The sequence below is a fragment of the Halococcus salsus genome (assembly GCF_009900715.1).
GTDB lineage: Archaea > Halobacteriota > Halobacteria > Halobacteriales > Halococcaceae > Halococcus > Halococcus salsus.
This window is the reverse complement of sequence record NZ_JAAAJC010000001.1, coordinates 552,427-578,218: the sequence shown is the minus strand read 5'-3', so window position 1 is coordinate 578,218 and position 25,792 is coordinate 552,427. Positions and strand designations below refer to the sequence as shown.

The following is a 25,792-nucleotide window of genomic DNA, read 5'->3' as shown; positions in this document are numbered from 1 at the left end:
GGCTCACGAGGACCACGGCATCGAACAGGAGGTTGCGATGTCTTCGTGGGGAGACGGTCGAGTCGTCTCAGCGGGGAGTCGACCGTTCGGCGAGGGTTCGTTCCAGTAGCTCGACGGCCATACTCCGATGAAGCGGGCTGTTGTCGTCGCCGCAGTTGCTGTCCATCACGCAGGCCGGACAGCCGTCCTCGCCATCGCAGTCGCACTCGCGGATCATGTCCCGGGTGTGCGCCGCGATCGTCTCGTAGCTGTCGAAGATCGCCCGGCTGAACCCCAGTCCACCGGCGACACCGTCGTAGACGAACCAGACCGGCCCGTCGAGCTCCGGGTGTCGACACTGGCTGAGCCCGCCGAGGTCGCCCTTGTCCAGTCGGAGTTCGAGCGGTGCCATCCCGATCGTCCCGTGTTCGGCGGCGTGGAGCCCGCCGAGCAACACCTCGGGATCGACAGCGAGCTCCAGTCGCTCGTCGAGGTCGTCCATCGTTCCCTCGGGGAAGGCCACCCACGTGAGCTGGGTCCGCATCTCGATCGGGTCGAGCCCCGTCGGGATCTGGCGGCCACCGTCCCCGCGACCGTACTCGACCTTCTTGTAGGCGTAGTAGTCGACGGTGACCGTCGCCTCGCCGTAGCAGAGGGTCACGTCGTTCCCGAGGGGACGCGAGTCCTGTCGGTCGAGGTCGCCGATGGTGATCTCGGAGAGGGTCTGGGTGTAGTAGTCCGCGTTCGTCCGTTCTAAGAGCACGTACGGGTGAGCACCCGCCTCGTTCAGCTCGACGACCTCGTATTCGGTTCCTTTGTGCAGGTGCACGGCCCCTTCGTGGAAGTCCCGGTAGGCACGAACCCTGTCGATGGGTTCCATGTCGATATCGCCGTTCGCGACGCGAACCTCGAACTGCTCGCTCTTCGTCGCGTACATCGAGATGTCCATCTGCGGGCGGTGCGGACCGTCGTACTGGACACCGGATTCGAGGCGACCGACCATCCGCCCGGCGCGACGCCACATCTCGACGGCGCGTTCGAGGCGGTCGTCACCGAACCACCGGCCGTCGTCGTGGGTGAGCGGGATCTCCTCGGCGGCACAGAGGAGGTGCCGTGCGTAGACGGGGTCGTTCGTGGTGTCGACCACGGCGTCCTCGATGGTGTCACCGAGGACGTACTCCGGGTGGTCGAGGATGTACTGGTCGATCGAGTCGTAGTTCGCGACGAAGACGCCCAGAGCGTCCGAGAGCCCGCGACCCGAGCGACCCACCTGCTGCCAGAACGACTGGCGGGTTCCCGGGTAGCCGGTGAGGATCGTCGCGTCGACGCTCCCGATGTCGATACCGAGTTCGAGGGCGTTGGTCGAGACGATCCCGTCCAACCGCCCGTTCTTGAGTCTGTCCTCGGCCCGCCGTCGGGTGTCCTTCCCGTGACCGGCGTTGTAGGCCTCGACGTCGAGCCCGCCGGTCGGGACGAGGTCCTCGTCGGCGTTCCGAACCCGGCGCGCGTTGAGCTCGGTCTGCTTGCGCGACCGGGTGAACATCAGCGTCTGGAGATTCCGGTCGGCGAGGTGGGCGAGGACGTCGCTGGCCTCCTCGTTCGCGGAGCGTTTGACCTCCTCGCCGTTCTCGTCGATCTCGGTGGGTGGGTCCCAGAAGACGATCTCGCGGTCGCCGTGCGGCGAGCCGTCCTCGTCGACGACCTGAACCGACTTGGCTGTGAGCGACTCGGCGTGCTCCTTCGGGTTGCCGATGGTCGCCGAGGTGAGGGTCACCTGCGGGTCCGCGCCGTATCGATCGAGCACCCGCCAGAGACGGCGGATCACCCAGGCGACGTGCATCCCCTGGATCCCCGTGTAGGAGTGGCTCTCGTCGATCGCGACGAGGTCGAGTCGGGAGAAGAACTCCTTCCAGAGCGCGTGGTCGGAGAGGTAGACGTTCACCCCGGAGAAGTTACTGATGACGACGTCCGACTCCTCGCGGATACGTCGGCGTTCGTTCGACGGGGTGTCCCCGTCGTAGACGGCGACGTCGATGTCCAATCCTAGAGTGGCATAGAGTTCATCCAGCGCCTGTTTCTGGTCGCGGCTGAGCGCTTTCGTTGGATAGACCAGCAGTGCCGTCGAGTCCTCCCCTCGGTAGTGCTGGCGGGCGATGTGCAGCCCGTAGACGAACGTCTTTCCCGAGGACGTCGACGTCGCGACACAGACGTTCTCGCCAGCTTCGAGCAGCGAGAGGGCTTCGGCCTGGTGGGTGTAGAGGTCGTGCGGGAGTCGATCCGCGAGACCGGGTTCGAGCACGTCGGCGGCGGGAACCGTCTCGGCCTCGACGGCGGGCTGGGTGTGGTCGTAGGCGACCTGCCCGGCGTAGCGGGGGTAGGTCTTCGCGAGCGAGCTCGCGTCGGGGGTCTGGCTGTCACTCATGATCTGGAGCCGATAGCGGGACGACCGTGGTGGGCGGAGGGCCGGCGGGCGTCATCGGTCGCGACGGCCCGCCGACTGGGAGCAGTGTCCACGCCGATGCGATGGAATATCGGGATGGGTGTCCCGTCGGAAACCGAGCGCTCGACGACTGGTCATACGACCCGTTGGTGATTTTCGGCTATAAAGCATCGGTCGATCCACTTCGATTCGCCCACCGGTTCCGAGGGAAGCGGGAACTCGGTCACGACGTCCGCCCCGTCCCGTCGCCTCCTTCGATGGCCCACAAGACGTAACGCGTTCCCGGGAGAAACGACGCGGTATGGCGCAGCGCACGACGTTCGGTGCGGACCGACACCGTTCGGGGTTCGAGTTCGAAACGCGGACACAGCTGGACCTCCTGATATTCCTGGTCGCGCTCGTCGGTGCGGGGCTCACCCTCGGGCCACCGATAGGGCTGCTCGCCGGGCTGGTCTGTCTCGGGGTCGCGTTGCTCACGCTCGCTCGGTTGTACTCCCGGGAGTTCAGATAGCGGCCGATAGCGTCCCGACCGGTCCGGTGAAAGCCGTTCTCGAACGTTCAGTAGACGTCCCCGAGGGTCCCCTGCTCGGTGGTCTCGCCGACTGACCGGGATCGGTCGTCGTTCGTCGCCGCGAGCCGGTTCGCCTCGCGCATCGCCTCGTAGATGAACGCGAGCGAGCGAACGTCATCCTCGCAGTAGCGCTCGTGGCGTTCCCAGTCGAGTTCGTCGTCCGGACTGCGGGTCTCTATCCAGCGGCGATAGGCGCGCCCGACTGCGGCCCCCGAGAGACCCGTGTCGTCGTGCTCCCAGCCGAGCGCGCCTGCGACGTGTTCGAGTTTGTTCGTCCGACCGGGGAGCACGGCGTTGTCGTGGTCGCGGGCCCACCGGAGCGGGTCGCGTTTCGAGGCGCGTTTCCAGGCGTCGAGATACTCCGGACAGTGGGCGGTGATCTGCTCTCGGAGGACGGGAAAGTCGAAGTTCCAGCCGTTCCACGCGATGAGCGTTCGACCGGTTGCGGTCGCCGTGTACCAGCTCATGAACTCCCGAGCTGCCTTCCCCGGGTCGTCCGGGTCGGGCTGGACGAACGAGACGTAGTCGCCGTCGATGCCGTCCTGAACCCCGATCAACCACGCGATCGTGGGGTTGAGCCCGTCCGTCTCGATATCGACGAAGACGGGGTCCCGACCCGGAAGCGGCGTCTCGCTGGTTCGGATGACCCGACCCTCCGAGAACGCCCGCGCGTTCGAGCGGATCTGCTCGCCCGTCTTCGCGCCGATGCCCCGGATCTCGGTCAACTCCTCGACGGTCGCGGCGGCGATATCGTCGGTGGTGGCGAGCCCCGCCGTCCGGAGCCGGTCCTCGGTCGTCGGCCCGACACCGTGGACCGCGCGAAGTCCCAGCTTGCCGGGATCAAGGGATTCCGCGGTCGTGTGCCCCTCCGTATCGAGGGTGAAACAGGTCAGCGGCGGCAACCCAGCCCCGTCCGGGAGGCCGATGCCACGGACCCGGAGGTCGTCCCAGGTGTAGGCGTAGCCGGCCTCGATCTTCGTGGCGAGATGCGTGTACGACCCGTCACGATCGCTCGGCGAGAGCGCTCTCCGGTAGTCGGCGCGACCGGTGAGGGTGGTCGAGAGCGCGTCGGTATCGACGTCGAGACCGAGGAGCCCGCTCACGACGTAGGTCTCCGTGTCGACGTCGAGCGAACCGTCCGTCTCGCCCTCGTGGAGGGATTCGATGTCGGCGGTGGTGTTCGCGAAGACCACGTCGACGCCGTGCAGCGTGCACGGTCGATAGTCGTCGGGGAGAGTGGCGTCGAGCGGGTCGAACACGACGGGGACGGACTCGTCGGTGAGGTGGTCGAAGGCAGCCGTCGTGTAGGCGTGTTCTTGGGGACCGAGAACGAGGAGGGCGTCCGGTTCGAAGTACGAGAGCGCGTCCTCGAACTCCGGTGGCGAGAGCTGGAGCGCGACCACGGAGGGGATGACGAGCAGTTTCGCCGTCGAATGAGCGTGGGGCATGGCAGGGGTGTGGACTCGTTCCGTCTTCGGGCGGGAACGACTTGAGCGTGGCTCATGGGGTCCGCCTGCTGCTGGGAGGAACGGTGACCCACACGACGACGGACGTGCGGCGGAGAGCACGTCGTGGGCTCCCGCGTTCGAGGAGCGACGAGCCGTTCGCTACTGAAAGTGGAGTGTCGCCCGGAACACTAACCACCGGCCTCATCGCGGGCGGTGTGCCGTCTCGGCCGGAAAACCCTATGCCGGGCGGGTCGTCGGTGACCAACCTCGGCCGGCGCGTGCCGGCCTCGCAGTGGGTTGCGCTACGCGCAACCAGTATCGCACGCCGGGGTTCGCCGCGCGTCATCGTGCCCGTGTGGACGTGCTCGGGCGGGGACAACGGCGTGCAGGGGTCCTTGCCGCCGCCACCTCAAATCCCTTTGCTATCATAATTCAGCGAGAGAATCCCGTGCCGAGGCCGTAGGCCGGGGGGCGGGCGTGAATCGCGTAAGCTTTGCCGTGGATGGTCGCAACCACCGGCCACCCGCCAACGGCTCTACTGGATATTCCGCATTCACTTTCACTATGGACACCATGTAATTATATCGGCGTAGCACAATAGGCTATGCATGGCGATTGAGACCGTTGTTCGCACCCACCGCGCTTCCATACGGAACCAGCGGCAGGTGCGAGACGGGCTTGATACGCTTGGTTTCGCCGCCGCGAAACTCTGGAACGTCGCCCGGTGGACAGCGGGGCGCGTTTGGGACGCTTGCGGCCAGATTCCCGACCACTCGGTACTCAAGTCGTATCTCAAGAGCCACGAACGCTACGCGGACCTCAACGCACAGTCCAGTCAGCGAGTTCTCGAAGAACTCGATGAGGCGTTTCGTGGATGGTACGGCCACCGAGACTCTGGGGACGAGAACGCGAACCCGCCTGGCTACCGCAAGAACGGCGACGAACACCCGCGCTCGACGGTCACGTTCAAGGAAGACGGCTTCAAGCACGACGCTCGAAACGGCTACATCCGACTGTCGAAGGGCCGGAACACGAAGGCCCACTGGTCCGATTTCATCCTGTGTGCCTACGACGCCGACCCGGACGTTGAAATCGAGAACGTCCAGCAGGTGCGCGCCGTCTTCGAACACGGCGAGTGGCGCTTGCACATCGTCTGCCAGCACGAAATCGAGATCACATCGGCCGGTGACGGAACGGCGGGTGTGGACCTCGGCATCTGCAACGTCGCCGCCGTCTCGTTCGGTGACGAGTCCGTGTTGTACCCCGGCGGCGTACTCAAAGAGGACGAATACTACTTCGCCAAAGAGCGCGCGAAGTGCAACGATTCGTTCTCTCGTGAGGCACAGCGTCTCGACCGGAAGCGCACCGACCGGCGCACGCACTTCTTGCACGCGCTGTCGAAGCACATCGTACAGGAGTGCGTCGAATGCGAGGTCGGTACAATCGTCGTGGGCGACCTCGGCGGTATCCGCGAGGACGAGAACGGCCCACGGAATTGGGGCGACCACGGCAACATGGACCTCCACGGGTGGGCGTTCGACCGCTTCACGACGTTGCTCGACTACAAAGCCGAAGCCGAAGGAATCGAGGTCGAAACCGTCTCCGAACGGGACACGTCGAAGACCTGCTCGGTGTGTGGGACGAAAGCGGACAGCCAGCGCGTCGAACGCGGCCTGTACGTCTGTGACGACTGTGGACTGGTCGCCAACGCTGATACGAACGGCGCGGAGAACATTCGACAAAGGGTACTCCCGAATCCTCGGCGAGAGGATAGGGATAACGGCTGGATGGCACAGCCAGCAGTCCGACTGTTCGACAAAGCGCGAGGAGATTTTCTCCCGCGTGAACAGATGGACTGCGAGCTATAATTTCCCACCTCGGAAGGGAAACCCCGCCGTTTCACGGCGGGGAGGATGTCATATCGCGTACTCCGACTCCTCGATCTGGACGTAGCCGCCGTTGCGGTAGCCGAACCGAGCGCGTTCGTACTTCGCGAACACCGACAGCCCCGCACGCCCCGCTCGGGGTACCCGCAGCGGGCTGTACGTCCCGTCCTTCATCATCCGGCCGACCGCCCCGAAGGTCCGGTCCCAGTCGTCGGGCCCGAACCCGCCGACCACGTCGGCCATCGCGACGTTTCGGGCGATCTCGTCGCCGACCGCACGTTTCCACTCGCGGTTGTAGGCCGAAAGCGCGCCCGCGCCCGCGAGCGACCCGGCGATCTTGCCCGTCCGAACCGCGACGTGGTCGCCGCCCTCGTGAAACGCCGAGGTGGTCCCCATCGCGCCGCCCGCGACGGCGACCTTCGCGCCGACGGGGGAGTCGATCGGCTTCGTCGAGGAGATCGGATAGGATTCCACCCCTTTTCGCTTGCCGCGGTCCTCGACGAGAGGGAAGTCCTCGAGGTCGTAGTCGGGGTACTCGCTCTCGAGGAGGCGGCGGATGTACTCCGAGCCCGACGGGATCGAGTCGTCGTCGGGTTCGAGGAGGCGGTAGCTCTCGCGGTTCTCGACCTCGTCGATGTCGAGCCCGATCGGCATCGTCAGCCCCACGCGCGCGACGTTACCGTCGTTCGGGAAGACCCACGGATAGGCGGTGTGGCCCGGCATCGCACCCCACCAGAAGACGATCCGGTCATCGGGGAAGAGTTCGGGCGGAAATTCTCGATACTCCTGGTAGGCGATGTGGTTCGCGCGGCGCGAGGAGAGCCCCTCCAACCGACTCTCGCCAACGAACTCCGAGAGGACACCGCGCGTGACCGTCCGCTGTGGCCCGTCGGCGAGGATCAGGTATTCGGCTTCGATCTCGTGGCCGTTCGCGAGCGTGAGGACGTGTCCGTCTCGGGGGTCGACCTCGACGTTCCGGACGCTCTTGCCCACGCGGTACTCCCCGCCGGCGGCTTCACAGCGCTCGCGCAGCCAGTCGTCGAAACGCGCGCGGTGGAAGGTGAACCCGAAGTTCGGGTACGAACTTTTCATGCCCGTCTCCCGGATCGTGATCCGCTCCGAGGGTCCCGCGAAGGTCGCGCCGTCGAGCTCCCGGAGGATCACGTCGTCGGGGACCGGTTCGGGGAGGTCCATCAGGTCGACCCAGTAGTCCAACATCCCGGCGGCATCGGTCGAGTCCGGCCCCGGTCGGTCGCGGTCCTCGCGCGGGACCCCCTTTTCGAGCACCACCGTCTCGGCTCCCTGCCTGGCCGCGGCTCGCCCCGCCGAGCTTCCGGCGGGTCCACCACCGACGACCGCGACATCGATCCGCTCCATACCGATCCGCCCGCGGCCGGGAATAAATGTCTACCCGTTGTGTCCGGGACCGCTCGACTTCCGGGGGATATACACCCGTAGCCGCCGAAGCGCATGCATGGACACAGGAGCGGATAGCGAATGACGGCCCCGGACATCGTCGTGCTCCGAAAGGGGATCCACGGACTGTCGAGCAGCGATTTGGCGACGGCGCTCCGTGAGCGCCTGCCCGACCACGAGGTCGAGTGTGCGACGACGCCCGCCGAGGAGCGCGACCTCGTCGAGGACGTCCCCATCGTGGTCGGCCAGGTCATCGACGAGGAGCTGCTCGACCACGCCGAGAACCTTCGGCTGTTCGCGGGCTTCTCGGCGGGCTACGGCCACCTCCCGATGGACGCGCTCGACGAGCACGGCGTCGCGGTGACGAACGCCTCGGGCGTCCACGGCCCCAACATCGCCGAGGACGTCCTCGGCTTCCTGCTCTCGCTCACCCGCCGCCACTACGAGGGCTGGCGACGACAGCAACACAACGAGTGGCGCGCCTACCCCACTAGCGAGTTCGCCGGATCGACGGTCACGGTCGTCGGCCTCGGCGCAATCGGAAACGCGATCGTCGAACGGCTCTCGGGATTCGACGTCCACACCATCGGCGTGCGTCACTCGCCCGAGAAGGGCGGCCCGACGGACGAGGTGCTGGGGACCGACGAACTCCACGACGCGCTCGCGCGGACCGACAGCGTCGTGCTCGCGGTGCCGCTGAACGAAGGGACCGAAGGCCTGATCGGCGAGGAGGAGTTCGCCACGCTCTCGCCCGAGGCGTTCCTCGTGAACGTCGCGCGCGGTCCGGTGGTCGACACCGACGCGCTGGTGGCGGCGCTCCACGACAACGCCATCGGCGGCGCGGTGCTCGACGTCACCGACCCCGAGCCGCTACCCGTCGACCACGAACTCTGGAACTTCGAGAACGTCCTCATAACCCCCCACAACACCGGCAACACCCCGATGTACTACGAACGCCTCGCGGACATCGTGGCCGAGAACGTCGAGCGGGTCGATCAAACTGGTGAGTACGAGGACCTGAAGAACCAGGTGCTCTGAGACGGTTCCGCGCGGGTCGAAACGAAGCGGCACGGCTCAGATCAGAACAGCCAGCCGTTCCGAACCGCGACGACGAGCGCGGTGAGGACCACGACGCTCAGGATGGTGGTCACGAAGATCACCGTACTCGTGAACTCGGCTGCTGAGAGCCCCTCCTCCGGGGTCTCGCCGTAGGCGATGATGAGCGCGAGCGGTGTCACCGCCGCGGGGGTCGCACACTCGATGACGAAGATGTTGCTCACCCGTGGGTCCGAGAAGCCGACCGCGAGCGCGAGCGCCGCGCCGACGACGGGTGCGACGGCGAGTTTGAGCCCCGCCGGGAGGAGGGTGCGCCGGGCGCGCCGAGCTCGACCTCCGCGAGCTGGATCCCCACAACCGTAAGCATCAACGGGATCGACGCCGACCCCACCGAGTCGACGGTGGTCATGAACGTCCCGTCGGTCGGCGGGACGAGACCCAGCGCGCGAAGCGCCGCCGCGGCGATCACCGCGTAGACCAGCGGGAGCCGGAAGACCTCGCGAACCGCCTCCATGGCGGCGTTCTCGCCGTCCGAGGAGACGACGTAGACCCCGAGGGTGTAGAGCACCACGCTCTGGGTCGTGAGGAAGAGGGTCGCGGTGGTGCGCCCGATCTCGCCGAAGACGAAGCCCGTGAGCGGGATCCCGACGAACCCCGAGTTCGGGAAGGCACTGGAGAGGGCGATCGCCGGCAGGAGCGCCTCGGGGACGTCGAGCGCGCGGCCGCCGACGTAGGCGATCCCCATCAGGACGAAGGTGTAGGCGAGCACGCCACCGACCAGTTTGACGACCGTCCCGCCGCTCAGGTCGGTGGTGGCGATCCCGTGAAAGACGAGGGCGGGCAAAAAGAAGGTGAGTGCCACCGTATTGAGCGGTTCGACCGAGAGCCCCGTCCGACGACCGAGGAGGTAGCCGACGGCGGCGATCGCGACGATCGGCAGGATCGCGTCGGTGAACGGCGCGACGACGCCGCTCATCTCGCGCCACTGGTGGCGCGAACGTTCGAGCGGGGGTTCGAGGTCATATCGGTCGTGGTCGGTCCGGCGTCAAATACGGTCTGGATCCGTCGACAATGACCGGCTCATGCTGGTTCGGGAACAACGACGACGGGCCGACGGCGGGAAGGGCGTTCAGACCCAGCCGCGCTCGACGAGGAGTTCGCCGTTCAGCACGCTCGCGCCCGCCGCGCCACGGAGGGTGTTGTGGGCGAGGCAGTTGAACTGTACACCATGCGTCGTCCCGCGGAGGCCGCCCGCCGCGACGCTCATCCCGCCGCCGACCATCCGGTCGAGCCGGGGCTGGGGACGGTCGGGTTCCTCGAAGACCTCGACGAACTGGTCGGGCGAGCTGTGGAGGTCGAGGGCGGGGAGCTCGCGCATCGCGCGGGCGGCGTCGTCGGCCGTGATGTCCTCCGCGGTGTCGGCCCAGACGCTTTCGAGGTGGCCGTCGACCGTCGCGACGCGGTTGCAGGAGGCGGCGATATCCACTTCGTGACGCTGGACCGCCGCACCGTCGAACTCGCCGAGGAGTTTGGTGGGTTCGGTCTCGACCTTCTCCTCCTCGCCGCCGATGTGGGGGAGGACGTTGTCGATGATCTCCATCGAGGTCACCCCGGAGTAACCCCCGCCGGAGACCGCCTGCATCGTGGCGACGTGGGCGGTTTCGAGGCCAAACTCCGCGAGCGCCGCGAGCGGCGGTACTGCCGTGATGGTAGAACAATTGGGGTTCTTCACCAGCGCGCCGTCCCAGCCGCGGGAGTCGCGCTGGACCTCGATCAGGTCGAGGTGGTCGCCGTTGACCTCCGGGATCGTGAGCGGGACGTCCTCGGCCATCCGGTCGTTCGATGAGTTCGAGGAGACCACGTAGCCCGCCTCACAGAGCGGGGGTTCGACACGTTCGCCGACCGACGAGGGAAGCGACGAGAACAGGAGCGGAACGTCGTTCGGGATCGCGTCGGGCTCCGTTCGAGCCACGTCGAGGTCGGCGACGGCGTCGGGCATCGGGACGTCGATCCGCCAGTTCGCGGCCTCGCCGTAGGGGCGACCGGCGCTGTCGTCGCTGGCGGTGACGCAGGCGATCTCGAACTCGGGATGGGGGTCGAGAAGCTGGATGAGGCGCTGGCCGACGGCTCCAGTCGCACCGAGAATACCGACTCGCGTTGTCATTCCCCGCGGTAGGACAAACCAGGGGAAAACGGTTCTGGTCGGCGTAAATCACGCCGAATCCGACCGGTTCAGGCGGCCGCGGCTTCGGACTGGCGCTTGCGGGAGACGTAGCCCGCGATCCGGTTGCGGACGCCCTTCGACTGGACGTTGGTGAGCGCGGTGACGCTCTCCTTGTTGTGCTCGAAGTCGGTCGAGAACGCGTCGGGATACCGTTCGAGCAGCTCGTTCGCCGTCTTCTTGATGTAGGCGGGTTTGATGGCCATGGACCGACTTTTTTCGCGCGGCGTATAAACGACGCGCTCTCGCCCGCTCAGTCGGCCCCGTCCCACGCCGACAGGTCGCCCACCAGCGCCATCGCGGCCCGCTCGCGCTCACCGCCGCAGGTCGCGACGACGTCCTCGAAGAACGCCAACCGATCCTGGAGGTCGGCGGTATCGTAGCCCGAGACGTCGAGTCGAGAGGCCGCGACGGTGGCCTCGATGACCGCCCCGTAGCCACGGTTCGTGGTCGGCACGGTCCGGGATTCGACCGCCGACTCCGTGGGCACGAGTTCCCACTCGGCCCACTCGGTGTCCCCGGATTCGCCCGTCTGGACCCGCTCGACGTCGACGCGCGCCCACGCCGCGGCCGCGGGGTGGACCGGCGAGTCGCGTTCGAGCACGGAGAGCGCGCACTCGGTGAACACCACCGGGTCGTGGACGAACTGAACTATGCCACTGCCCTCGCGCTCGAAGTTGCGTCGCGTTCGGGTGCGACCCCAAGTCCGCGCCGTCGCGGGCTCGCCGGCGTGGAGCCCGAGCGCCGCGAAGTTCCAGGCTCCCCCGGGGCCGCGCGTCGCCACCACGGATTCGGTGACGCCGTCGAGGTCGACCGGCCACTCCCTGGGTCCGGTCATACGTCGAGCCCGCGTTCGAGCGCGACGAACAGCCCGGCGGCGACGATGTCGGCGGTCGTGCCCGGGTTCACCCCGGCCTCGACGAGCTGGTCGGCGAGGGTCTCGGAACTCGCCTCACCGCGGAGCACCGCGCGGGCGGCCTCGCAGACCTCGCGCGCGGTCGCCTCGTCGTGGACGGTCGCGACGAACGTGTCGGGCTCGCTGGCGAGGAGTTCGAGGTACGCCCGAGCGGCCCGGTCGGGCACCGGCCCATCGCTCGACTCGATCCGTTCGGCGGTCTCGAAGCTCCGCGGGAACCGCGAGACCCACTCGCGCGCGAGGCCGTCGCGCTCGACGCTCGCCGCGAGCACGTCGGAGAGTGTCAGCCCGCGGTCTTCGAGCGTGGGAACCGCCTCGGCACCGCGGCGAACGTCGAGCGCGTCCATCCCGTCGGGCGGGTCGTCGACCGCGACGTCGACGTGTTCGAAGGCTCGATAGAACCCCGCCGCGTCCTCGACCGTCGTGGCCTCGGCGACCGCCGACGCCGATTCCGGTGTGACCCCGCCCTCCGCGCGTGCCGCCGCGACCAGCGGGACGAGGACCAGCAACGCGCCGAACTGGGTGTTGCCGCCGCGCTGGTTCGCCATTCCCTCGACGGCGCGCTCGAACGATTTTCCTACTGGGTCGCCCGCTGCCGCCATTCGGAGGCCCTGGCTCGCGCCCACCGCGCCCGCCACGAAGTGCTCGAAGCGGAGGTCGTCGTGGTCGTGCGTCCGGTCGACGTTGCCGGGTTTCGGCGTGCTCGTGACTTCGAGCAGGAGGGCGAGTTCGGCGTTCTCCGCGGTCGTCCTCATCCGCCGGTCCCCGCCTCCGCCACGTCCGTCTCGTGGGTTGCGAACCACGCATCGGTCGCCTCGCGAACGCGTCGAAGCACGGCCGGGCGGTCGCTCGGCCGGCCGACGCTCACCGCATCCGCACCGTAATCGAGATACTCCGTAACGGTCGCCGCGTCGCGAACGCCGTTGTTGGCGAGCACGAACGCGTCGACGGCGTCGGCGATCTCCCGAACGACCTCCTCCGAGTCCATCGCGTCGACGTGGAGGACGTCCGCGCCGGCGGCCGCGACCCAGCCGGCCGTCTCGGGGAGCGACATGCCAGGCACCTCCGCGCGGAGTTTGACGCTCACGACCGCGCCCGTCGCGGCGGCGGTCTCGACGTACTCACAGAGCCGGTGGGCATCTCTGAGGAGCGTCTCGCCACAGCCCGCCGCGCAGAGTTCGGGCTGGCGACAGTGGGCGTTGACTTCGAGGATAGCGTCGTGGTCGGCACAGAGCTCGGCGACGTCCCGGATTGGCGCGCGCGAGGCGCTTCTGACGTTGACACCCGCTTCGAGGGGGACGTCGTCGAGCGCGCGGAGTTGCCGGTCGACGAACGCGAACGGGTCCTCGGGCAGGAACTCGTTTCGACCGCGCTCGACCAGCCGTTCGGCCGCCCGCCGCGAGCCCTCGTCGATCGCGATCCCGCCGAGGAACGCCAGGCCGGCGTGGTCCGCCGCGCGTTTCGCCCACGCCGCGTCGGACTCCCCGCTGAGGCTCGCCAGCGCCACCCGTGGCTCGAAGTCGAGGTCGACCATCAGCTCTCCCCCCGCCCGAGTTCGAGCGCGTCGGCGACGGCGCGTGCGACCCGTGCCGAGTCCTCGGGGGTGTCGATCGTGATGTCGGTCTTCACCGTCGGCCGGTCGAGCGGCGTGTCGTCGCCGTCGTCGACCACGAACGCGTCGCAGAACGGATAGGCCTCGGCGACCCCCGCGGTGCTCGCCTCCAGCCCGACGGCTTCCATCAGCTTCGCCGCCGGCCCGGAGAAGACCTCGTCACCGATAAAGGGCGAGACAGCCACCACGGTCGTCTCGGCGAGCGCCTCCCGAACGCCGTCGAGTGCGAGCATCGGCCCGATGCTCGTCACGGGGTTCGACGGGCCGATCACGACGGGACCGGCGAGCGCCTCCAGCACCGCGTCGGTGGGATCGGCGGATTCCGCGCCCCGGAACTCGACGTCCTCGACCGAGCGCTCACCGCCTTCGGCCACCCAGAACTCCTGAAAGTGGACCTCGTCTTGGGGAGTGTGGATCATCGTTGCGACCGGGTCGTCGCTCATCGGGAGGAGTTCGAGCCCGAGATCGTACGAATCGGCGAGTTGACTGGTCGTCCCGGTGAGCGAGTAGCCCTCGTCGAGGAGACTGGTTCTAAGGAGGTGTGTGGCGCGGTCGCGGTCGCCGATCAACATGAACTCACTCACGCCCGAGAATCGCCGCCAGCGCGCGAGGTCGCGCCCCGCGGTCTGTTTTTCGTCAGGGAGGTAGCGCGGGCCGGGTTCGAAGCCCGCCGCCGCCGAGCGTTCCTGGAGTTCGTCGTGGGTCGCGGTCGTGTCGTCGGCTACCGCCCACCACCGCTCGCGGTCGAGCACGCCGCCGCGGTCGTAGAGCACCGTATCGAGGTCGGGCGAGACCAGCAGGCCACCGAGTTCGACGTCGTCGCCGGTGTTGGCGACCACGGTGGTCTCGCGGGGGGCGAAAACCGAATCGGCACCGGAGAGAAGCTTCGGCGTGCCGGTGCCGCCGGAGAGAAACGTCACCATAGCCCGGGTTCGACCGGCTTCGGGCTAAACCCTTCTGCTCCCGCGTCGGCGACCGCCCGAATCCGCTTCGAGGAGCACCGTTCGTGCGTCGGTATTCTCAAAGGATTTAGCCCTGCGAAACCAAGCCTCGCGCATGAACGTCGCCGTTCTCGGTGCCGGCTACGCCGGGCTGATGCTCGCCCGCCGGCTCGAACGGAGCCTGCCGTCGTCGGCCGACATCGTCGTGGTCAACGACCGACCCGACCACCTCGTCCAGCACGAACTCCACCGGGTGGTCCGCCGGCCCGCGCTCGCCGACCGGATCACCGTGGACCTCGACGACGTGCTCGACCGTGCCGAGGTCCGCGTCGCGCGCGTCACGGACGTCGACCACGAGGCGGGCGTCGCCCACCTCGACGACGAGGCGGGTGAGACGACACTCGACTACGACGTCGGCGCGGTCTGTCTCGGGGCCGAGACGGCCTACTACGACCTGCCGGGGATCGAGGAGCACAGCATCCCCTTGAAACGCCTGCCGGACGCTGCACGCATTCGAAAGGAGTTCCTCGACCTCGGCTCCCGAGACCGGGCCGTGGTCGGCGGCGCGGGGCTGTCGGGGGTGCAGGTCGCGGGCGAACTCGCCGCGCTCGCCGACGAGGAGGCCCTCGGCTGTGAGGTCACCCTCCTCGAACAGGCCGACGCGGTCGCGCCGAACTTCGACGCCGACTTCCAGACCGCGGTCCGCGACGAGCTCGAATCGTGTGGGGTCGTGGTGAAGACGGGACGGACCGTCGAGCGGGCGACGGACACCGCGGTCGAGTTCGAGGACCGCGAGGCGCTCGACTACGACCAGCTGGTCTGGACCGGCGGGCTCCGCGGACCGGACGCGCTCGGCGGCGAGCGCCCGCTGATCCCCGACACCCTCAAGCTCGGCGACGGGACTTTCGTGGTCGGCGACGCCGCGCGGGTCACGGACACCGACGGAGCGGCGGTGCCCGCGAGCGCCGCGGCGGCGGTCCGCGAGGCGCTCACCGTGGCGAAATCCATCACCCGGATCGTCGAGGACGACCGCGACGGCGTCTTCGAGCCGCGACCCGAACGGTTCCGGTTCGACGCGCCCGGGTGGCTGGTGAGCGTCGGCGACGGCGCGGTCGGCCAAGTCGGCCCGCGCGTCGTTCGCGGTGCGGCGGCGAACGCGCTGAAGAGCACCGTCGGCGCGACGTATCTCTCGGTGGTCGGCGCGCCGAGCAATGCCGTCGGGCTGGTCCGAGACGAACCCTGACCGACCGACGCACGAACCGGGTCGGTGAGTCGACACGATCTCGGCCGAAACCAGGGATATCGGTTCGATAGGGGGCTGAAACGGCCCGTTTCTCCTATCGGGGGAGTTATGGTCGAGAAGCTAGCTGGTTAGGGGCATGAGGCAACGAGCCGTCATCGCCGTCGTGTGTGTCGCGCTGCTGTTGCTCGCGGGGTGCTCACAGCTCGCGTCGGCACCCGCGGACCAGACACCGGCTCCGACGTCCGGTGAGTCCGGAAACGAGACGGGAACCGCAACGGGCTCGCCGACCAGTCCGCCGGCACCGAACACCACGACGGCGGCGTCGACGACGACCGCCGGTTCGAACGCGACGGCCACCACGACGTCTACGGCGACGTCCACTGCAACGTCGACCGCGACGGGGACGCCAACCCCAACAGCTACGCCGACCGCAACATCGACGCCGACGGACACCCCGACACCGACCCCGACGGACACCCCGACACCGACGCCCACACCGACCGCAACACCAACACCGACCCCGACGGACACCCCGACACCAACACCGACGGAGACATCGACCCCGACGGAGACCACTCCGCAGGAGGAGCACAACGTCGTCCTCATCGGTGGGTCCGTGGAGGACAAGGTCACCTACCAGCTGACGGTCTCGGGGTCGATCGAGCGCCGCGGTGAGAGCTACGGCGCGCCGATCGACGACAGCGGCGTGACCGAGGACCCCGACATCGACGTCATCAGCGGCTCGACGGTCGACGGACGGCTCGGCGGTGGCGGCGACGCCTACCACATCACCGGCGAGATCACGAGCTTCGAGGCCAACGGCGACGTCTCGGTCTACGTCGACGGTGAGGAGACCGACCTCGGATAACTCGGGACGCGCTCGCCGGTTCTCCGGCGAGAATTTGGCATACTCTTTTATCCCACATCTGTCTGTCGTCGGTATGGACGGACCCGACCCGAGCGACGTCGACGTACTGAACTACGCGCTGGGACTCGAACACCTCGAGTACGCGTTCTACGACGAGTTCCTCGCCAACCACTCGGAACACGAGGTCGAGTGTTCGGCGGTCGCGAACTACTTCGCCCGCCCGACCCTCCAGTACTCGGTCTACCAGCAGATCGAGGACGTCCGGGACCACGAGAAGGCCCACGTCGACGCGCTTACCGAGACGATCGAACAACTGGGTGGCACACCGGTCGAACTCGCCGACTACGAGTTCCCCTACGACTCCATGGAGGGGTTCGTCGCGCTCGCCGACCGGATCGAAGCCGTCGGCGTCTCGGCCTACGCCGGTGCGGCACCCATGATCGACAGCGAGGAGGTCCTCACGGCCGCGCTCTCGATCCACAGCGTCGAGGCTAACCACGCGACCTACTTCCAACTGCTCAACCTCCAGCGCCCCGCACCGAACGCGTTCGACCCGGCGCGAAGCGAAGACCAGGTGGGCCCGATCGCAAAGCAGTTCGTCGCGGGCGCGAACGGCGACGGAAGCGACGACGGTTCGGGGGAGGGCGAGCTCTCGGTGGCGGGGCTGAGCGCCGACGCCGACGGCACCGACGCGAACAACCTCAACGACGAGTACGTCACCTACGAGAACACCGGCGACGCGGGCCTCGACCTCTCGGGCTGGACCGTCACGGACAGCTCCGGCACGACCTACACATTCCCGGAGGGCGTCTCGCTCGCGCCGGGGGCGCAGGTCACCCTCTACACCGGGAGCGGCACCGACACCGCGACGGAACGCTACTGGGGTCGGGCGAACGAGGTCTGGGACAACGGCGCGGACACCATGACGGTGCGCGACGCGAGCGGAACGGTGGTCCTCCAGCGGTCGTACCCCTGAGTCCACCGTGAGACCGACCGACCCAACCGTGGCCACCGCTGACGAACCGAACCCACACTCAGGAGACGAATAATGGCCGACGACCGAACGGGGCCCGACGACGACCGAACGGGACCCGACGACGACCGAACGGGGCCCGACGACGGCCGGTTCGTCTTCGGTGACGAGCGGCCGGGCGGGACGACCGACAGGAGCCTCGGTGCCGAGAGCGTCGTCGCCATCCTCGTGGTCGTCGTCGTGCTCGGCGCGGTGCTGTTCGTCATCGGGTTCCCGTTCCTCGGTGGGCTGACGGACGGCGGCGCGGGAGCCGAGGGCCCGACGACGAGTACCGCTGGAGGGACGACCGAGCAGCCGACGACCGCGGGAACCCGGACGACCGTCGGAGGCACAACGACCGACCTCGGCACGGTTCGGACGACGGCGACCGCACTCCAGAACACGACGACGGGGAACGCGACATCGACCGCGACGCCGACGTCGGAGCCCGCAGCGGAGTCGGGAGCGCCGTCGGCACCGGAACCCCCGGCGGCAGCCGACTCCGGGACCCCAACCGACACGCCTGCAGCGGACGAGGCGGACACACCGACCGCGACGGCTGCGTCGGACGAGGCGGACGAATCGGGCGAGGCTGATGCGTCAGGCGAGCCGAATACACCGACCGAGGCTGATGCGTCAGGCGAAGCGGATGCGTCGGATGCGGCCGGTGGATCGGGCGGGGCGGAGACACCGACCGACACGACGGCGTCCGATGAGGCGGACACGCCGACCGACGCCGACGAGTCGGCCGCGGGGGATGGAGACGAGAGCCCGACCGCGACCCCGGCGTCGCGCTCGCCGGTCGTCGAGTCGTTCGACGTCACCGACGCGTCGAACGGCACCGTGGCGGTCTTCGACGTCGCCTGGACCGTCGCCGACCCCGACGACGACCTCTCGGGCGTCACCGTCGGCCTCGTCGCCGACCCCGACGGGGAGGCTCGGACCGTCGCCGAGCGGTCGTTCGACGCGGGCGGCAGCGACTCGACCGGCGAGACGAGGTTCACCGTGCCGGACGGCGCTGGCTCGACCTACGAACTCCGGATCGAGGCGACCGACGCCGACGGCAACACCGTCTTCGAGCTCACCCGTGTGGTCGCGGACGGCGAACCGGTCGGTTGACTCACCGCCCCGACCGAATTCGGTGTGACGAACGGGAGCTACTCGTGGCCGAGGACCGCCATCGGCTCGTAGGGTTCTTCGAGGTACTCGATATCGCTCGCGGCGAGGTCGAGTTCGACCGCCTCGACGGCGTCTTCGAGGTGCTCGACGCTCGACGTGCCGTAGATGGGTGCGGTCACGCCCTCCTTCGAGAGCAGCCACGCGAGGCCGATCTGACTCATGCTCACGCCCGCCTCGTCGGCGACCTCCTGAACGCGTTCGTTGATCTCGCGGGCCTGTGGGGTGTCGTATCGGTCCTCCGTCATGTCGCGCATCTCGTCGGCCCGTTCGTGGGGGCGCGCGAGGTAGCCGCCCGCGAGCGGGCTCCAGGGGATCACTCCCACGCCCTCCTTCGCCGCCAGCGGGTTCATCTCGCGTTCCTCCTCCCGATAGACGAGGTTGTAGTGGTTCTGCATCGTGACGAACCGTTCGAGGCCGAGCGAATCGCTGGTGTGGAGTGCGTCGGCGAACTGGTGGGCCCACATCGAGCTCGCGCCGATATACCGCGTTTTGTTCCCTCGCACGGCGTCGTCGAGCGCGCGAAGGGTCTCCTCGATCGGCGTGTCGTCGTCCCAGCGGTGGATCTGATAGAGGTCGACGGTGTCCATACCTAATCTATCGAGGGAGTTGTCGAGCTCCTGGTCGATGGTCTTTCGCGACAGACCGCCCGAGTTGGGGTCGTCGTCGCGCATCTCGCCCCAGACCTTGGTGGCGACCACCTGTTCGTCGCGGTCGTACTCCGAGAGCGCGTTGCCGAGGATCCGCTCGCTGTCGCCGCGGGAGTAGACGTTCGCGGTATCGAAGAAGTTGATCCCGAGATCGATCGCGCGGTCGATCACCTCGGTGGCCTGCTCCTCGTCGACGGTCCAATCGAACATCTCGTCGCCACCCTCCCCGAAGCTCATGCAGCCGAGACAGATCTTGCTGACCGTCATGCCGGTGTCACCGAGCGTCGTGTACTCCATCCGCATCGATTCGAGTGGGAGATGAATAGCCCTTTTGTGGCAATCTTCTAGTACTTCGATACGGGAGCCAAACGCGTATCCCTCGCCGTCCCGTGGGTCCCGACGATGTCGTACACCAAAGTCAACTACGAGGAGACCGAGTCGACCCAGGGACTCCACTTCCTTCGTGACCCGCTCGGCTGTGAGGAGCACGGCGTCAGCGTGCTCGACGCCGAGCCGAACTGGGACGGCTTCGAACACGACCACGCCGACGAGGGCGAGGAGGAGGTCTACGTGCTCGTCGACGGCGCGGCCACGATCACCGTCGACGACGAGGACGTCGCGATGGACGTCGGCGACGCGCTCCGGGTCTCACCCGGTGCCACACGGCAGATCACGACCGGCGACGAGGGTGCCCAGTTCGTGATCAGCGGCGCGCCCTGACCCCGCAGTGACCATAAGTACGCTCGTACCGTACGACCGTCGATGACGACGGCGACCGATGCCGACGGGCCGGGGGTGCGGACCCGCGAGATCGTCCGGGCCGACCTCCTCTCGGTGTTCCGGATCGAGAAAGCCTCCTTCCCCCAGCCGTGGCCGTTCCGCGCGTTCGAACGGTTCCTCGGGACTCCGGGCTTTCTGGTGGCCGTCACCGATGAGGTGGTCGGCTACATCGTCGCCGACGACGTGCCGAACCACGGCCGGCGGCTCGGGCACGTCAAGGACCTCGCGGTCGACCCCCACCATCGCGGACGCGGGGTCGGCGCGACCCTGCTCGCCCGCGCGCTCGACGTCATGGACGGCCGACGCGCCACCTCGGTCAAGCTCGAAGTCCGCGCGAGCAACGAGCGCGCACAGACGCTCTACCGACGGTTCGGCTTCGTCCACCGGAAGACCGCACCGGGCTACTACGCCGACGGCGAGAACGCGCTGATCATGGTTCGGGACTGACTCACTTCTCGACGATCCGCTCGTCGACCGCCTCGCCGAAGTGGCGCGCCGTCTCCTCGTGGTAGACCTTGACCTCGTCGCCGACCTTGAGGTCCGTCACCGCCTTCGGCCCGTTCGGGGTGGCGACCTTGATCGTCTCGGCGTTCTGGAGCAGGGTCTCGATGTGGTCGCCGTCGATCTCGCCGCTCTCGGCGTCGTCGACCGTCGCGCCGACCGTCGCCTCCACCCGGAACATCGGTCGGCGCTCGATCTTCGCTCGCCCGACCAGCGCCTCGCGGGTTCGGCCGTCGGTGTCGACCACCTGAACCTCGTCGCCGCTCTTGACTTCGGAGAGGTACTGGGTGCCACCGTCCGGTGTCCGAACGTAGGCGTGGACCGCGCCGGCGTTCACCCGGAAGGGCCGCGAGGCCACGTAGGGCGATTCGGCGGTCTCGGCGTGGACGAAGAACAGCCCGCGGCTCATCGAGCCCACGAGCATCCCCTCGTCGTCCGAGAGCAGGGACCCGGTGTCGACACAGACCCGGTCCGCGGACCCGACCTGTTCGATCCCCGTGATCTCGGCCCACTGGAGGTCGAGGTGTTCGCGCTCGGCCTCGTCACGGATCTCGACCGTGCGCCGGATCTCGTCGGGGTCGCTCGAATCGAGCAGCACACCGTCGGAGCCGGTTTCGAGCGTCTCGAACGCCGTTCGGGCCTCGTCGGCGGTCTCGACACCGGCGACGAGGTGGGTCTCCTCGCCGATGCGCGCGATCAGGTTCTCGAGCGGGATGATGGTCCAGTCCTCGCCGATGATGAAGGTGTAGTCGGCCTCGCTCGCGGCGGCCTCGGCGAAGGACTCGTAGTCCTGGTTGAACACCCTGACGTACGCGCCGTCGGCGTCGTCACGGCGGATCGCCGAGAGGTCGGCCGACCCCGAGAGGTCGGGTGGCAGGTCGGCCGTACCGTCGCCCTCGCCGCCCTTCCCGACAACCGTCGCGTCGGGCCCTTCGCCCTCGTCCCCGATGGTGTCGATGCCGCCGTTCGCGAACGCCGCGACCGACACCGCGCCGAGGTCGCGGACCTTCGAGACGTCGGCCTCGTCGCAGAGCACCCAGTCGACGCCGGCTTCGAGCCCCGCCGTGATCCGTCGTTTCCGCTCCTCCCAGTCGCCAACCGAGTCGTCGGCTTTGAGCCAGACCGTGCGTGTCATACGGGGCGCTCGAAGCCGTCGGGCTTGAACGTGGCGGAAACCCCGGAAGGTTTTCGGATGCGACGACCCACCATCCGCATAATGGAGCCCGACGCGGTGCTGTTCGACCTGGATGCTACCCTCTGTCGACGGCGCTGGTCGCCGGAGACGGTGCTCTCGGGGGCGTTCGACGAGGTCGGCGTGACGCCGTACACCACCGCGAGCGAGATGAACGCGGTCGTGAACGACGTGCCGACCGCCGAGGACGACGTGGCGTTCTACACCAACTGCCTCGAAGCGGCCGCAGAGCGCACGAATACGACCCCCGAACGCGCCGAGGCGGTCGCCCGCTCGTACCACCGCGCCATCGACTACGCCGACGTCGAGTTCGTTCCCGGTGCGGAGGCCGCCCTCAGCGCCGTCGACACACCCCTCGGACTCGTCACGAACGGCAGCGAGGCGACCCAGCGCGCGAAGCTCGACGCGCTCGGCATCGCCGACCGATTCGAGGTCCGGGTGTTCGCCGACACCGGCGGCATCAAACCCGACCCCGCACCGTTCGAGCACGCGCTCTCGGAACTGGATGTCGATCCCCGAGAGACGGTACACGTCGGCGACTCCCTCCACGCGGACGTCGCCGGTGCGAACGCGCTCGGCATCCGGTCGGTCTGGGTTTCACACGGGGCGGACCTATCGGTCGGTGATATCCGACCGGACCACACCATCGACTCGCCCGTGGACCTGCCCGGTCTCCTCTGAACGGCGTAGAACGTGGTGCACGCCGCTTCCGGAATAAATTCATGAAGTCACATCGCACAGACGAACCATGTCGAGCCTGCTAGAGCGCCTCCCGGGTCATCTGATCCTGTTCGTTGGGATCGTGGTTGCTGGAGTGGCCAGTCTGTTCGTCTTCGTGAGCGCGACGAACCTGCTCGCGTGGGGTGCGCTGACCTACGGTGTGGTTTCGGCGGCTATCGGACTCGCCATCATCTACCGATAGTTACGCTTCGACCGCGAGGCCGGCCCGGTCGAGCGCCTCCTCGGCCGTGCGGTCGTCGTGGACCACGCCCGAGACCGCGCGGGTCATGGCCTCCGGGTCGTCGTGCTGGAACACCGTGCGGCCCATCGAGACGCCCGCCGCGCCCGCGTCCATCGCGCCGCGGACCGCTTCGAGTGACGCTTTGTCGCCCGCGGGTTCGCCGCCCGCGATCAGCACGGGCAGTCGGGTCGCGTCGACGACGCGGGCGAAGCTCCCGGCGTCGCCGGAGTAGCCCGTTTTGACGACGTCCGCACCGAGCTCCTCGGCGAGGCGGACGGCGTGGCTGAGGCGCTCGGGATCGGCCCCGTCGACGCCCGGTCCGCGGGCGTAGGCCATCGCCAATACTGGGATCCCGAGCTCGTCGGCACGCTCGGTGAGTTCGCCGAGGTCGGTGATCTGCTCGGGCTCGGATTCGCTCCCGACGTTGATGTGAAAGGAGACCGCGTCCGCGCCGGCCTTGACCGCCGCCTCGACGGTCCCGGTGATCCGTTTGTCGTTGGCGTCCGGGCCGCCGGCGGTCGAGCCGTTGAGGTGGACGATGTAGCCCGCGTCGTTCTTGTTGGGATGCACACGAGGGGCGACCCCTTTCTGGGTCAACACGGCGTCGGCCCCACCGCGCGTCACCGCGTCGACGGTCGACTCGATGTCGACCAGCCCCCGGACCGCGCCGAGGGTGAGGCCGTGGTCCATCGGGATGGTGAGGAACTTCCCGTCGGTGCCGATACGGTCGAGACGTGCCTGAATACCGGTGTTCATACTGTCACTCCGTCCCACGATGGTTATGGACGTTCCGGTCGCGGCGCACGTTGCGTGGCCCCCGCGAGTGCGCCCTCCTTGAGTTCGCGGGCCTTGGCTTCGAGCCGTTCGGCGACTTCCGTGGTACTCTCCCCGCTCTCGTGTCCCTCGGCGACGATGTCGACCAGCGCGCTCCCGACGATCACGCCGTCGGCACCCGCCGCGACCACCTCGCGGGCGATCTCGCCCGAACTGATCCCGAACCCGACCGCCTTCGGGATGTCGTACTCCGCCAACCTATCGAGGCTCTCGGTGGTCTGGTCGGAGACGTCGTCGCGGGCGCTCGTGACGCCGAGGCGAGCCTGGACGTAGAGGTAGCCCGAGGTCTCCTCGACGGCCGCCGTGAGCCGGTCCCCGCGGGTCGTCGGCGCGGCGATGAAGACGAGGTCGCAGCCGTGCTCGTCGCACGCCGCTCTGAGGGGACCGCTCTCCTCGACGGGCAGATCCGGGATCACGAAGCCGTCGATGCCGGCCTCGGCCGCCCGCCGGACGAACGGTTCGGGCCCTGGTTCCTCGCTGCTCGCGGCGTCGCCGCTCGCTCGTTCCGAGGCCCGCTGGGCCTCGCGCCGCCCATACTGATAGACCAGGTTGTAGTAGGTCATACAGACCAGCGGCACGTCGACGTCGAGGCGTTCGACCACCTCGAAGAATTTCTCGGGGGTCATCCCGGCGTCGAGCGATCTGACCACTGCGTGCTGGATCGTCGGCCCCTCGGCGATCGGTTCGGAGAAGGGCAACCCGAGCTCGATGACGTCGGCCCCGCCGCGCGCGAGCGCCTCGATGTACGCGACGCTGGATTCGACGTCGGGGTCGCCGACCGCGAGGTACGGGACGAACGCGGCCTCGGTGTCCTCGAAGACCTCGTCGATGCGGCTCACTCGAAGACCCCCATCTCGGGCGCGTTCCCGATGTCGCGTTTCTCGGTCTCCTCGACGACGCTTTCGAGGTCCTTGTCGCCGCGCCCGGAGAGGTTGACCACGACGCTGTCCCCGAGGTCGTCGGGGTCGGCACGGTCGAGGTAGGCGATCGCGTGGGCGCTTTCGAGCGCCGGGATGATCCCCTCCAGCTGGGAGAGCCGGTGGAAGCCTTCGAGGGCGGCGTCGTCGTCGACCGAGACGGGAGTCACGCGTCCCTCGTCCACGAGGTTCGCGAGTTCGGGTCCCACGCCGGCGTAGTCGAGCCCCGAACTCACGCTGTGGGATTCGAGGATCTGACCCGCAGTGTCCTGGAGGAGTTTCGTGCGCGCACCGTGGAGCACGCCCTCCTGGCCCGTGGCGAGCGAGGCCGAGTTCGGCGCGACGCCCGCTTCCTCGTCGACGTCGAGGCTGCTGCCGCCCGCCTCGACCGCGACCAGCGAGACGCTCTCGTCCTCGACGAACGCGTCGAACGCGCCCATCGTGTTCGAGCCACCGCCGGCACAGGCCACCACGCTGTCGGGCAGCCCACCGATCTTCTCCTGTGTCTGCCGACGGGCTTCCTCGCCGATGACGGACTGGAAGTCGCGAACCATCGCCGGGAAGGGATGCGGGCCGACCACCGAACCGATGACGTAGTGGGTGTCCTCCACAGTCGTCGCCCACTCGCGCATCGTCTCGTTGATGGCTTCCTTCAGGGTCCCTCTTCCTGTCGTCACCGGATTGACGGTCGCGCCGTTGAGCCGCATCCGGAAGACGTTGGGGCGCTGGCGGTTGATGTCGCGCTCGCCCATGTAGACCTCACACTCCATCCCGAGGTGAGCCGCGGCCATCGCGGTCGCGGTGCCGTGCTGGCCCGCCCCGGTCTCGGCCACGATCCGCTCTTTGCCCATGTACTTCGCGAGGAGGCACTGCCCGAGCGCGTTGTTGAGCTTGTGCGCGCCACCGTGGAGGAGGTCTTCGCGTTTGAGGTAGACGTCGAAGCCGGAGCGCTCGCTCAGTCGGTCGGCGTGCTGGAGCGGGGTGGGTCGGCCCCCGAAGTCCCGGAGCCGCTCGCGGAACTCGTCCACGAAACCGTCCTCGTTCTCCAGCACGTAGCGCCGGTAGGCGTCGTCGAGTTCCTCGACCGCCGCCATCAGCGCCTCGGGGACGTACTGGCCACCGTACCGCCCGAATTTCCCGTTCTCGTCCGTTGCCATTGGCTTGTTCGTCCC

Annotated in this window: 26 protein-coding genes and 1 pseudogene; 11 read left to right on the top strand and 16 right to left on the bottom strand. The window is 68.1% G+C overall.

Going from position 1 to position 25,792, the window contains the following annotated elements:
- Nucleotides 1–67: 67 nt before the first annotated feature.
- On the bottom strand, nt 68–2,401 hold the full coding sequence (locus tag GT355_RS03030; protein ID WP_160133270.1) for a DEAD/DEAH box helicase: 2,334 nt from the start codon (nt 2,399–2,401) through the stop codon (nt 68–70).
- 319 nt (nt 2,402–2,720) lie between these two features.
- Between GT355_RS03030 and GT355_RS03025 the strand changes: the two genes are divergently transcribed.
- Complete coding sequence (locus GT355_RS03025; protein WP_160133269.1) at nt 2,721–2,930, top strand: hypothetical protein; 210 nt, start codon at nt 2,721–2,723, stop codon at nt 2,928–2,930.
- Between the two features lie 47 nt (nt 2,931–2,977).
- On the opposite strand, the gene GT355_RS03020 is transcribed toward GT355_RS03025, so the two are convergent.
- Nucleotides 2,978–4,438, bottom strand: a complete 1,461-nt coding sequence (locus GT355_RS03020; RefSeq protein WP_160133268.1) for a ribonuclease H-like domain-containing protein — start codon at nt 4,436–4,438, stop codon at nt 2,978–2,980.
- 608 nt (nt 4,439–5,046) lie between these two features.
- On the opposite strand from GT355_RS03020, the gene GT355_RS03015 reads away from it, so the two are divergent.
- On the top strand, nt 5,047–6,306 hold the full coding sequence (locus GT355_RS03015; RefSeq protein ID WP_160133267.1) for an RNA-guided endonuclease InsQ/TnpB family protein: 1,260 nt from the start codon (nt 5,047–5,049) through the stop codon (nt 6,304–6,306).
- Nucleotides 6,307–6,354: 48 nt separating this feature from the next.
- On the opposite strand, the gene GT355_RS03010 is transcribed toward GT355_RS03015, so the two are convergent.
- Nucleotides 6,355–7,701, bottom strand: a complete 1,347-nt coding sequence (locus GT355_RS03010; protein WP_160133266.1) for an NAD(P)/FAD-dependent oxidoreductase — start codon at nt 7,699–7,701, stop codon at nt 6,355–6,357.
- A gap of 120 nt (nt 7,702–7,821) precedes the next feature.
- Here GT355_RS03010 and GT355_RS03005 point away from each other — a divergent pair, with 120 nt between their 5' ends.
- Nucleotides 7,822–8,778, top strand: a complete 957-nt coding sequence (locus GT355_RS03005) for a D-2-hydroxyacid dehydrogenase (RefSeq protein ID WP_160133265.1) — start codon at nt 7,822–7,824, stop codon at nt 8,776–8,778.
- 41 nt (nt 8,779–8,819) lie between these two features.
- Here GT355_RS03005 and GT355_RS03000 read toward each other — a convergent pair.
- From GT355_RS03000 to cofD, 7 genes and pseudogenes are all read right to left on the bottom strand, one after another.
- Nucleotides 8,820–9,772, bottom strand: a pseudogene (locus tag GT355_RS03000) (AEC family transporter).
- A gap of 153 nt (nt 9,773–9,925) precedes the next feature.
- Nucleotides 9,926–10,960, bottom strand: coding sequence for an aspartate-semialdehyde dehydrogenase (gene asd / locus GT355_RS02995; protein ID WP_160133264.1), 1,035 nt, complete (start codon nt 10,958–10,960; stop codon nt 9,926–9,928).
- 68 nt (nt 10,961–11,028) lie between these two features.
- The gene (locus GT355_RS02990) at nt 11,029–11,223 is read right to left on the bottom strand and encodes a 30S ribosomal protein S17e (protein WP_007692526.1); all 195 of its coding nucleotides are present in this window, start codon (nt 11,221–11,223) and stop codon (nt 11,029–11,031) included.
- A gap of 47 nt (nt 11,224–11,270) precedes the next feature.
- Nucleotides 11,271–11,855, bottom strand: coding sequence for a DUF447 domain-containing protein (locus GT355_RS02985; protein WP_120069473.1), 585 nt, complete (start codon nt 11,853–11,855; stop codon nt 11,271–11,273).
- Nucleotides 11,852–12,688, bottom strand: a complete 837-nt coding sequence (locus tag GT355_RS02980; protein ID WP_160133263.1) for a triphosphoribosyl-dephospho-CoA synthase — start codon at nt 12,686–12,688, stop codon at nt 11,852–11,854. The genes GT355_RS02985 and GT355_RS02980 overlap by 4 nt, the downstream gene beginning before the upstream one ends.
- The gene (locus GT355_RS02975) at nt 12,685–13,467 is read right to left on the bottom strand and encodes a tRNA-dihydrouridine synthase (protein ID WP_160133262.1); all 783 of its coding nucleotides are present in this window, start codon (nt 13,465–13,467) and stop codon (nt 12,685–12,687) included. Before GT355_RS02975 ends, GT355_RS02980 begins: the two co-directional genes overlap by 4 nt.
- Entirely contained in the window at nt 13,467–14,468 is a 1,002-nt protein-coding gene (cofD, locus tag GT355_RS02970; protein WP_160133261.1) for a 2-phospho-L-lactate transferase, read from the bottom strand. The genes GT355_RS02975 and cofD overlap by 1 nt, the downstream gene beginning before the upstream one ends.
- A gap of 133 nt (nt 14,469–14,601) precedes the next feature.
- Between cofD and GT355_RS02965 the strand changes: the two genes are divergently transcribed.
- Nucleotides 14,602–15,729: an NAD(P)/FAD-dependent oxidoreductase gene (locus tag GT355_RS02965; protein ID WP_160133260.1), complete on the top strand. Its 1,128-nt coding sequence runs from the start codon at nt 14,602–14,604 to the stop codon at nt 15,727–15,729.
- Nucleotides 15,730–15,849: 120 nt separating this feature from the next.
- On the opposite strand, the gene GT355_RS02960 is transcribed toward GT355_RS02965, so the two are convergent.
- On the bottom strand, nt 15,850–16,260 hold the full coding sequence (locus tag GT355_RS02960; protein ID WP_160133259.1) for a hypothetical protein: 411 nt from the start codon (nt 16,258–16,260) through the stop codon (nt 15,850–15,852).
- Nucleotides 16,261–16,345: 85 nt separating this feature from the next.
- Between GT355_RS02960 and GT355_RS02955 the strand changes: the two genes are divergently transcribed.
- The 3 genes from GT355_RS02955 to GT355_RS02945 all read left to right on the top strand — a co-directional run bounded on the left by GT355_RS02955 (nt 16,346) and on the right by GT355_RS02945 (nt 18,728).
- Complete coding sequence (locus tag GT355_RS02955) at nt 16,346–16,597, top strand: hypothetical protein (RefSeq protein WP_160133258.1); 252 nt, start codon at nt 16,346–16,348, stop codon at nt 16,595–16,597.
- 73 nt (nt 16,598–16,670) lie between these two features.
- Nucleotides 16,671–17,573 (top strand): ferritin-like domain-containing protein, encoded by a 903-nt coding sequence (locus GT355_RS02950; protein WP_160133257.1) that lies wholly within the window; start codon nt 16,671–16,673, stop codon nt 17,571–17,573.
- A gap of 72 nt (nt 17,574–17,645) precedes the next feature.
- A complete protein-coding gene (locus tag GT355_RS02945; protein WP_160133256.1) occupies nt 17,646–18,728 on the top strand; it encodes a hypothetical protein in 1,083 nt (360 codons plus the stop codon).
- Nucleotides 18,729–18,766: 38 nt separating this feature from the next.
- On the opposite strand, the gene GT355_RS02940 is transcribed toward GT355_RS02945, so the two are convergent.
- Nucleotides 18,767–19,732 (bottom strand): aldo/keto reductase, encoded by a 966-nt coding sequence (locus GT355_RS02940; RefSeq protein ID WP_160133255.1) that lies wholly within the window; start codon nt 19,730–19,732, stop codon nt 18,767–18,769.
- A gap of 105 nt (nt 19,733–19,837) precedes the next feature.
- On the opposite strand from GT355_RS02940, the gene GT355_RS02935 reads away from it, so the two are divergent.
- On the top strand, nt 19,838–20,155 hold the full coding sequence (locus GT355_RS02935; protein ID WP_160133254.1) for a cupin domain-containing protein: 318 nt from the start codon (nt 19,838–19,840) through the stop codon (nt 20,153–20,155).
- 42 nt (nt 20,156–20,197) lie between these two features.
- Nucleotides 20,198–20,662: a ribosomal protein S18-alanine N-acetyltransferase gene (gene rimI / locus GT355_RS02930; RefSeq protein ID WP_160133253.1), complete on the top strand. Its 465-nt coding sequence runs from the start codon at nt 20,198–20,200 to the stop codon at nt 20,660–20,662.
- Nucleotide 20,663: 1 nt separating this feature from the next.
- On the opposite strand, the gene GT355_RS02925 is transcribed toward rimI, so the two are convergent.
- Nucleotides 20,664–21,851 carry a 3-dehydroquinate synthase II gene (locus GT355_RS02925; protein ID WP_160133252.1) on the bottom strand — a complete coding sequence of 396 codons (1,188 nt, stop codon included), beginning with the start codon at nt 21,849–21,851 and terminating at the stop codon, nt 20,664–20,666.
- Nucleotides 21,852–21,932: 81 nt separating this feature from the next.
- On the opposite strand from GT355_RS02925, the gene GT355_RS02920 reads away from it, so the two are divergent.
- Nucleotides 21,933–22,589 (top strand): HAD family hydrolase, encoded by a 657-nt coding sequence (locus tag GT355_RS02920; RefSeq protein WP_160133251.1) that lies wholly within the window; start codon nt 21,933–21,935, stop codon nt 22,587–22,589.
- Between the two features lie 67 nt (nt 22,590–22,656).
- Nucleotides 22,657–22,830 carry a hypothetical protein gene (locus GT355_RS02915; RefSeq protein WP_158589350.1) on the top strand — a complete coding sequence of 58 codons (174 nt, stop codon included), beginning with the start codon at nt 22,657–22,659 and terminating at the stop codon, nt 22,828–22,830.
- On the opposite strand, the gene GT355_RS02910 is transcribed toward GT355_RS02915, so the two are convergent.
- Genes GT355_RS02910 through trpB form a run of 3 tightly spaced genes read right to left on the bottom strand, consistent with a single transcriptional unit; the run spans nt 22,831 to nt 25,777 of the window.
- Nucleotides 22,831–23,625, bottom strand: a complete 795-nt coding sequence (locus GT355_RS02910) for a 2-amino-3,7-dideoxy-D-threo-hept-6-ulosonate synthase (protein ID WP_160133250.1) — start codon at nt 23,623–23,625, stop codon at nt 22,831–22,833.
- Nucleotides 23,626–23,648: 23 nt separating this feature from the next.
- Nucleotides 23,649–24,542, bottom strand: a complete 894-nt coding sequence (gene trpA, locus GT355_RS02905) for a tryptophan synthase subunit alpha (protein WP_160133249.1) — start codon at nt 24,540–24,542, stop codon at nt 23,649–23,651.
- The gene (trpB, locus tag GT355_RS02900; RefSeq protein ID WP_160133248.1) at nt 24,539–25,777 is read right to left on the bottom strand and encodes a tryptophan synthase subunit beta; all 1,239 of its coding nucleotides are present in this window, start codon (nt 25,775–25,777) and stop codon (nt 24,539–24,541) included. The genes trpA and trpB overlap by 4 nt, the downstream gene beginning before the upstream one ends.
- Between the last annotated feature and the right edge of the window lie 15 nt (nt 25,778–25,792).

Bases quoted from the DNA above. Each gene is read 5' to 3' on its own strand.
- GT355_RS03030 (WP_160133270.1), bottom strand. From the start codon at position 2,401: ATGAGTGACAGCCAGACCCCCGACGCGAGCTCGCTCGCGAAGACCTAC.
- GT355_RS03025 (WP_160133269.1), top strand. From the start codon at position 2,721: ATGGCGCAGCGCACGACGTTCGGTGCGGACCGACACCGTTCGGGGTTC.
- GT355_RS03020 (WP_160133268.1), bottom strand. From the start codon at position 4,438: ATGCCCCACGCTCATTCGACGGCGAAACTGCTCGTCATCCCCTCCGTG.
- GT355_RS03015 (WP_160133267.1), top strand. From the start codon at position 5,047: ATGGCGATTGAGACCGTTGTTCGCACCCACCGCGCTTCCATACGGAAC.
- GT355_RS03010 (WP_160133266.1), bottom strand. From the start codon at position 7,701: ATGGAGCGGATCGATGTCGCGGTCGTCGGTGGTGGACCCGCCGGAAGC.
- GT355_RS03005 (WP_160133265.1), top strand. From the start codon at position 7,822: ATGACGGCCCCGGACATCGTCGTGCTCCGAAAGGGGATCCACGGACTG.
- asd (WP_160133264.1), bottom strand. From the start codon at position 10,960: ATGACAACGCGAGTCGGTATTCTCGGTGCGACTGGAGCCGTCGGCCAG.
- GT355_RS02990 (WP_007692526.1), bottom strand. From the start codon at position 11,223: ATGGCCATCAAACCCGCCTACATCAAGAAGACGGCGAACGAGCTGCTC.
- GT355_RS02985 (WP_120069473.1), bottom strand. From the start codon at position 11,855: ATGACCGGACCCAGGGAGTGGCCGGTCGACCTCGACGGCGTCACCGAA.
- GT355_RS02980 (WP_160133263.1), bottom strand. From the start codon at position 12,688: ATGAGGACGACCGCGGAGAACGCCGAACTCGCCCTCCTGCTCGAAGTC.
- GT355_RS02975 (WP_160133262.1), bottom strand. From the start codon at position 13,467: ATGGTCGACCTCGACTTCGAGCCACGGGTGGCGCTGGCGAGCCTCAGC.
- cofD (WP_160133261.1), bottom strand. From the start codon at position 14,468: ATGGTGACGTTTCTCTCCGGCGGCACCGGCACGCCGAAGCTTCTCTCC.
- GT355_RS02965 (WP_160133260.1), top strand. From the start codon at position 14,602: ATGAACGTCGCCGTTCTCGGTGCCGGCTACGCCGGGCTGATGCTCGCC.
- GT355_RS02950 (WP_160133257.1), top strand. From the start codon at position 16,671: ATGGACGGACCCGACCCGAGCGACGTCGACGTACTGAACTACGCGCTG.
- GT355_RS02945 (WP_160133256.1), top strand. From the start codon at position 17,646: ATGGCCGACGACCGAACGGGGCCCGACGACGACCGAACGGGACCCGAC.
- GT355_RS02940 (WP_160133255.1), bottom strand. From the start codon at position 19,732: ATGGAGTACACGACGCTCGGTGACACCGGCATGACGGTCAGCAAGATC.
- GT355_RS02935 (WP_160133254.1), top strand. From the start codon at position 19,838: ATGTCGTACACCAAAGTCAACTACGAGGAGACCGAGTCGACCCAGGGA.
- rimI (WP_160133253.1), top strand. From the start codon at position 20,198: ATGACGACGGCGACCGATGCCGACGGGCCGGGGGTGCGGACCCGCGAG.
- GT355_RS02925 (WP_160133252.1), bottom strand. From the start codon at position 21,851: ATGACACGCACGGTCTGGCTCAAAGCCGACGACTCGGTTGGCGACTGG.
- GT355_RS02920 (WP_160133251.1), top strand. From the start codon at position 21,933: ATGGAGCCCGACGCGGTGCTGTTCGACCTGGATGCTACCCTCTGTCGA.
- GT355_RS02915 (WP_158589350.1), top strand. From the start codon at position 22,657: ATGTCGAGCCTGCTAGAGCGCCTCCCGGGTCATCTGATCCTGTTCGTT.
- GT355_RS02910 (WP_160133250.1), bottom strand. From the start codon at position 23,625: ATGAACACCGGTATTCAGGCACGTCTCGACCGTATCGGCACCGACGGG.
- trpB (WP_160133248.1), bottom strand. From the start codon at position 25,777: ATGGCAACGGACGAGAACGGGAAATTCGGGCGGTACGGTGGCCAGTAC.